6 protein-coding genes are annotated in these 6,188 nt (G+C 73.2%); 3 read left to right on the plus strand and 3 right to left on the minus strand.

The features are described from left to right. Nucleotides 1–34: 34 nt before the first annotated feature. Nucleotides 35–664 (plus strand): helix-turn-helix domain-containing protein, encoded by a 630-nt coding sequence (locus GT354_RS33505; RefSeq protein ID WP_161360123.1) that lies wholly within the window; start codon nt 35–37, stop codon nt 662–664. A gap of 49 nt (nt 665–713) precedes the next feature. On the opposite strand, the gene GT354_RS33510 is transcribed toward GT354_RS33505, so the two are convergent. Further along, nucleotides 714–1,976 (minus strand): DUF2786 domain-containing protein, encoded by a 1,263-nt coding sequence (locus tag GT354_RS33510; protein WP_161360124.1) that lies wholly within the window; start codon nt 1,974–1,976, stop codon nt 714–716. Between the two features lie 52 nt (nt 1,977–2,028). Then, nucleotides 2,029–2,856: an AraC family transcriptional regulator gene (locus GT354_RS33515; RefSeq protein WP_161360125.1), complete on the minus strand. Its 828-nt coding sequence runs from the start codon at nt 2,854–2,856 to the stop codon at nt 2,029–2,031. A gap of 79 nt (nt 2,857–2,935) precedes the next feature. Here GT354_RS33515 and GT354_RS33520 point away from each other — a divergent pair, with 79 nt between their 5' ends. Continuing rightward, entirely contained in the window at nt 2,936–3,514 is a 579-nt protein-coding gene (locus GT354_RS33520; protein ID WP_161360126.1) for a TIGR03086 family metal-binding protein, read from the plus strand. A gap of 207 nt (nt 3,515–3,721) precedes the next feature. Beyond that, complete coding sequence (locus GT354_RS33525) at nt 3,722–4,540, plus strand: hypothetical protein (protein WP_161360127.1); 819 nt, start codon at nt 3,722–3,724, stop codon at nt 4,538–4,540. On the opposite strand, the gene GT354_RS33530 is transcribed toward GT354_RS33525, so the two are convergent. Further along, nucleotides 4,468–6,188, minus strand: a 1,721-nt coding sequence (locus GT354_RS33530; RefSeq protein WP_161360128.1) for a helix-turn-helix transcriptional regulator, incomplete at its 5' end; no start/stop codon positions are given. The two genes, GT354_RS33525 and GT354_RS33530, sit on opposite strands and share 73 nt — an antisense overlap.

A 6,188-nucleotide genomic window follows, 5' to 3' on the forward strand; every position in this document is an offset into this window, starting at 1 on the left:
GTATCGATCCCGCCCCGCTCAGTAATGTGGCGACATGATGCGGACGCCGTTCGGGAGCTGGCCGTGCTCCATCGCCCGTGCCGTCGAGTTCCTCGGCGACGGCTGGACACCGCTCGTGCTGCGCGAGATCTCGTACGGCACGCGGCGGTTCGAGGAGATCCAGGAGACGCTGGGCCTGGGGCGCAACATGCTCGCGCAGCGATTGAACCGCCTCGTGGACGAGGGCCTGTTGGATCGGGTCCCCTACGAGGAGCGCCGGCCTCGGCACGAGTACGTGCTGACCGCCAAGGGGCGCGACTTCTTTCCGGTACTCGTGGCGATCGGACTGTGGGGCGACACCTGGCTGTCGGGCGAGGCCGGTCCGCCGGTCGCGCTGCGGCATCACGGGCACGAGATCCAGGCAGCGGTGACGTGCGTCGAGTGCGGCGACGGCGTCCGGCTGGAGGACGTGAAGCCCGGCGTGGGACCGGGCATGACGCCGCGTCAGGCGCAGCAGGCGGTCGCCTCGGGGCGGTTCGTGCCGCGCGGCGACGAGGCCGACGGACCGCGGGTGGACGTCCCGCGCGCGAACGCCGTCGAGCCGCCGCGGGTGGAGGGGACCGGCGTGCAGATCCCCGAGGGCATGTGTTGGGTCCCGGGGAACCGCCGAGCGGCGGAGAGTTGACCGCGGCCCCCGGTGCTTCGCCGCTTGGCGCGTCGTGCGGCGCCGGGCGTCATCCGCGCTGTGGCTCGGTGACCTTGTCGCCCTTGTCGATCCGGTCGCGGTGCCCGAGTTCGGCGCGGTCGGCGGCGGCCTTGCCGTGTGCCCAGCCGTCGGCGTCACGGCCACGCAGCCGGTGGGTGGTCTTGGTCGGGAACATCCGCTCGGCGGTCTCCTGGACGGCGACCTTGCGGGCGGCGAGCACGGGGAGCAGGCGGTCGTCGCTCGCGCCCTGCTCCGAGCCCTGCCCCTGCTCCTGCGCGACCGTGGCGAGGACCTCCTCCTTCGCGGCGATCAGCCGCTCGCGGATGCGGTCGGCGTAGGCGATCAGGAAGGACTGACGGAAGGTCTTGGTGCGGCGCGAGCGGCCCGACTCGTGGTAGCGCGAGCCCGCGCGGTTCATCGCGGCCGTGGCCTGGACCAGGAGCGAGGTGTAGAGCAACTCGACCGCGTCCAGGTCCGAGTCGAAGCCGACCACCGTCGAGAAGCCCAGGGAACTCGACCAGATCGCCTGGCAGCCGTTGGCGTCGGCGACCGCGTCGAGCAGCAGCGCCTTCGCACCCTCGTACGGGTTGTCGACGCCGATCCGGCAGGCCGCGGGGGCGTGGCGGGAGCCGTCCTGCGAGCTGATCAGCGCGTCGTCGATGCTGTGCCGGGTCATCAGTTCCTGGGCCTTGGCGGTGAGCGCCTCGGCCTCCTCCGGGAACTCGGTCGACTCGGCCTTGGCGAGCAGCGCGCGGATGCGGCCCAGTTGGCGTGGTTCGCCGACGGCGGGCTTCTTGCGCGTCGGTTCCTGGAACGTGGCGTCGGCGAGCGGCTCGATGGCCGGGAGCCGGGCGATCAGGCGCAGCAGTTCGAGCACGCGGGCGGCGGTGCCGAAGCGGTCGAGGTTGTCCCGGGCGCCGAGTTCGCTCAGATAGGCGTCGTCCGTGGACCACCACGCGGTGCCCGCGTCGAGGTCGCGCAGTTGCGCGGTCCAGCGGCGGCCGGTGCCCGGGTAGGCGCGGGCCTGGGCGGCGATCAGGTCGGCGGCGATCGGCAGGTGGCGTTCGCCGAGTTCGCGCACGACCATGCGCACGACGTCGGCGGGCTGCCAGCCGCGGCGCCAACAGCCGTCGGCGGTGCGGTCGTACAGCGCCAGGACCGCTCGCGAGACCTCCGGCCAGCCGGTGGTGGACGCCGCGAGCAGTGAGGCGCCCGCGTCGATCGCGTCCTCCAGGGCGTCGTCGGACGCGCTCAGGACGGCAAGGAATTGGGTTTCGACGAGCGTGGACACCCGTCAAGGATTGCATTTTGTGCGGCGAGCGCGAGCACGGCGCGTAGCGGCCCTACCCGCGACCGGGGCCGGCCTTGGCGTAGCGCGCCGGTGGGGCGCCGACGGTCGCGGTGAAGTCTCGGGTGAGGTGGGCCTGGTCGGCGTAGCCGAGATCGGCGGCCAGACCCGCCCAGTCGACGCCGACGCCGCGCCGGGCCCGCTCGGCGACCTCCAGGAGCCGGGCCCGGCGCAGGACCCATTTGGGATTGGCGCCGACGTACTCCGCGAACAGGCGCTGGAGGCGGCGGACGGACATGCCGGCCTCTTCGGCGACGTCGTCGACGCGGAACAGGTCGGGGTTGGCGGTCAGGCGCGCGACGATCGCGGCCACCTCGGCGACGAGCGGGTCGGGGACGGTCGCGTCGTCGGTGGGGGCGGGCAGGATCGAGCGCAGGTAGGTTTCGGCCGAGGCGACGCGGTCGAGCTCGTCGGCGGTCGCGAGCACGGTGTCGCTCACCCGGGTGATCTTCGGCCCGAACAACTCGGCAGCCGGCACCACCCGATCGGCGAGGTCGGCGACCGGCCCGCCCAGGAACGGCCGAAAACCGCCCGCGCGGAACCGGATCCCGAAGACGTGCCCCGCGCCGACCAGTTCGCGCGTGAACACGCTCCGCACGATGCCGTAGACGGCCGCGTGCGGCTCCTCGAACACCAGGTGCACGTTGGGATGCGACAGCACCTGCTGCCGGTAGGGCGACTGCCCGCGCCGGTCCCAACGGACGATCCAGTAGTACTCGACGTAGGGCGCGATGTCGGGTGCGGGGTCGTACAGATTCACGTCCCACTCCCCGGGCGCGACGTCGGCGCGAAGCACGCCGCGAGGGCGGTGGGGAAGCGTCATCTGCCCAGCGTAGGCGGCGGTACCGACACTGTCGCGTTTGTTCAAGACCGGTGCCGACGGGCCGGCTAGCGTGGGGGACATGAACATTCACCCCCTTCTCGTCGAGGCGTCCGCCGAAGCCGAACGACTCGCGCGCAACGTCGTTCCCGAGCAGCTGTCGGGTCCCACGCCGTGTGCCGAGTTCGACACCCGCACGCTGATCAACCACTGGGTTTTGTACACGTCGCACGGGCTCGAACACCGTGCGTTGCGCAAGCCGATGTCCGAGGAACTGACCGCGCGCGACTTCGCCGCCGAGCCGGACTGGGCGGCCTCGTACGCGGTGCAGCTGCGCCGCGCGGTCGGGGCTTGGGCACAGCCGCAGGCGTGGGAGGGCGAGGTCGATCTGGGCGGCGGTTCGATGATGCCCGCGGCGGAGATCGCGGCGATGGTGCTCAAGGAAATGGTCGTGCACGGGTGGGACGTGGCGGAGGCGACCGGGCAGGAGTACCACGCGTCGCCGGAGCTGGAGGCGGCGATCGAGAAGATCGTGGCGCAGTACGCGGAGATCTACCGCGAGTACAAGGGCTTCGCCGAGCCGGTGCGCACGCCCGAGGGGGCGACGGCGCTGGAGCGTGCCTTGGCGATGTCCGGGCGGGACCCGGGTTGGCGCGGGTGACCCGGTGACCCGGGTCGGGAGCTCCGGGGCGGCGGTTCGTCCACCGGCTCGGACCGGTGGGCGGGCCCGAGGGCGCACCGGGTGGGCCGGTCGGCTGCCCCGACCGATCGTCAAGATCGTCGGAGTGCCCGGGGACCTCCGCCGGGTCGGGCCGAGTGTGCCTATGGTGGCGGCCGGCTCACCTCCGGAGGTACGCACGTGTCGACGATGGCCACACTCGACGGTTTCGGTTTCCCGGTGCGGCACAGCCCGGGCGCGCGGGAGCGGGCCGTCGTGGTCGCCCGACGGGTGGAGCGCGCCGCGGCCTGGCTGACCGAACAGCTCGACGTCCGAGCGCGAACGACCCTCTCGGTCGCCGACGCGGCCGACTGGGGCACCGTCGCGACGGTGCCGTTGTACGGCACACCGCAGGGCAGCGGGGACCACCTGCGAGTGGCCGCCGACGACGGATGGTTCGGCGCGGATCTGTACGCGGACATCCGGCCGCACCTACGCCCGCAGACGGCCGCCGCCTTGCGCGAGACGTACGGCGAACCGCCCGCGCTGCGACCGTACTTCGACCTCGTCGCGGTGCACGAGTTGACCCACCTGTTCCAGGATCAGAGCCGGCCCGCGTATCCGGGCATGTGGATCGCCGAGTTGCACGCGAACCTCGCGATGGTCGGCTACGCACACGACGTCGAGCCCGAGCTGTTGCCGGTGCTCCGGGCCTTCACCGCCACCGTGGACGATCTCCCGGCCGAGGTCACCCCGGTACGCGAACTCGCCGACATGGACCGCGCGTTCGATCACGGCGCGATCAACTTCGCGTGGTTCCACTTCGGCCTCACCCGCGCTGCCGAAGGGCTGTGGGCGAGCGGTGGCCCGGACGTGCTCAGGGGGCTGTACGAGCACGTCCGCGCCGGGGGTGGGGCAGAGTATCCGGCCCTGGCCGAGGTCGCGGCCGGCTGGAATCAGTCGGCGGGCGCGGCCAGTTCGGGGATCTCGGCGAGTTCGGTGCGCGACGCGATGCCCAACTTGGGATAGGCCTTGTAGAGGTGGTGTCCGACCGTACGCGGACTCAGGAACAACTGGCCCGCGATGTCGCGGTTGGACAGGCCCTGCGCGGCGAGTCGGGTGATCTGCAGTTCCTGCGGGGTGAGGGTCGCGAGCACGCCCGAGGGCTGTGGGCCCTGCGGCGTCGCACTGCCGCCGATCGCGCCCAGTTCGCTGCGGGCGCGGTCCGCCCAGGAACGGGCGCCGAGGCGGTCGAACTCGGCGAGGGCGGTGCGCAGGCGGTCACGGGCCTGCGTCTTGCGGCGGCCGCGGCGCAGCCATTCGCCGTACAACAGCTCGGTGCGGGCACGCTCCATCGGTCGGCGTTGCGGTTCGTGGCGCGCCAAGGCGGCGAGCCACAGGGCCTCGGCCTCGTCGTCGGGGGCGAGCAGGGCCCGACAGCGCAGGACCAGGGCCTCGGCCCACGCGCAACCGGAGCGCAGGGCCCACTGCTCGAAGCGGTCCAGCGGCTCGCGTGCCCGCTCGGGAGCGCCGAAGCGGACGGCGGCCTCGACCAGATCGGGGATGCCGCGGGTCGCGCAGATGTGGTGGCGCATCGGCTCGCGGGTGAGCCGCTCCAGTCGGTCGAGCGCGGCCCCGGGGCGGCCGAGGCCGAGGTCGAGCAGGCCCAACGCCCACGCCGACCACGGTGCGCCGGCCGGCATCGCGGTGCCGCTCCCGCCGGCGAGCGCGGCGTCGGCGTGCCGATGGGCGGCCTCCTCGTCGCCGTCGATGCCGGCGAGATACGCCAACACACTCTCGAATTGGCTGATCCACTGCTGCTGCCCGCTGTCCCGGGCGATCTGTAGGGCCTCGGTCGCGGTGGCGCGCGCGTCGGCGTGCCGACTCTCGAAGCACTGCGCCTCGGCCATGAAGAACAGGATCGTCGGGAGCCGCCCGATGCCGCCCCGGGCCCGACTCTCGGCCGCGAACATCGCCGCGACGTCGTGCGCGTCGACGTCCTGTCCCAGGGTCAGGCCGACGCCGCACGCGAGCATGAGGTCGCCCGGTTCGTCGGGGCCGGCGCCGTGCGCGACGCGGACGAGCTCGCCCGGCGCGGGCCGTTCGCGCTCGGTCTCGAACGCGAACGCGTCGACGATGAACTCGACGACGGGGGTGACGGTCGCCGTCGCCGGCAGGTCGAGAGCGGACAACTCGGCGACGGTGTGGCGCAGTTCGGGTTCACCGAGGTACCACGCGGTGTGTATCGCCTGGAGCAACATCCGTGCCGCGTGCTCGGGTCGGGCGGTCGCGGTGAGCGCGGCGCCCTCGTGCAGGAGCCGGTGGGCGGCGGGAAACGCGCCCTGCCAGAAATCGGACAGCGCGCGTACGTGCAGCAGCCTGGCCCGGGTCACGTCGTCGGTCGCGCCGGCCCGGGCGCCTTCGGCGAGGGTGCGGGCGCGGTCCGACTCGCCCGCCTCGGAGGCGGCTTCGGCGGCGAGGGTGAGCCGACGGGCGCGGTCCTCGACGTTGCCGGTCAGGCGCGCGGCCTTCTCGTAGGCGAGCGCGGCCGCGAGGTGTCCGCTGCGTTCGCGGGCGCGTTCGCCGGTGCTTTCGAGGGCGGCCGCGGCGGGCTCGTCGACGCCGGTCGCGGCGGCGGCGAGGTGCCACGCGCGCCGGTCGGCCTGGTCGGCCGCGT

The organism is Streptomyces sp. SID3343 (assembly GCF_009865215.1).
GTDB lineage: Bacteria > Actinomycetota > Actinomycetes > Streptomycetales > Streptomycetaceae > Embleya.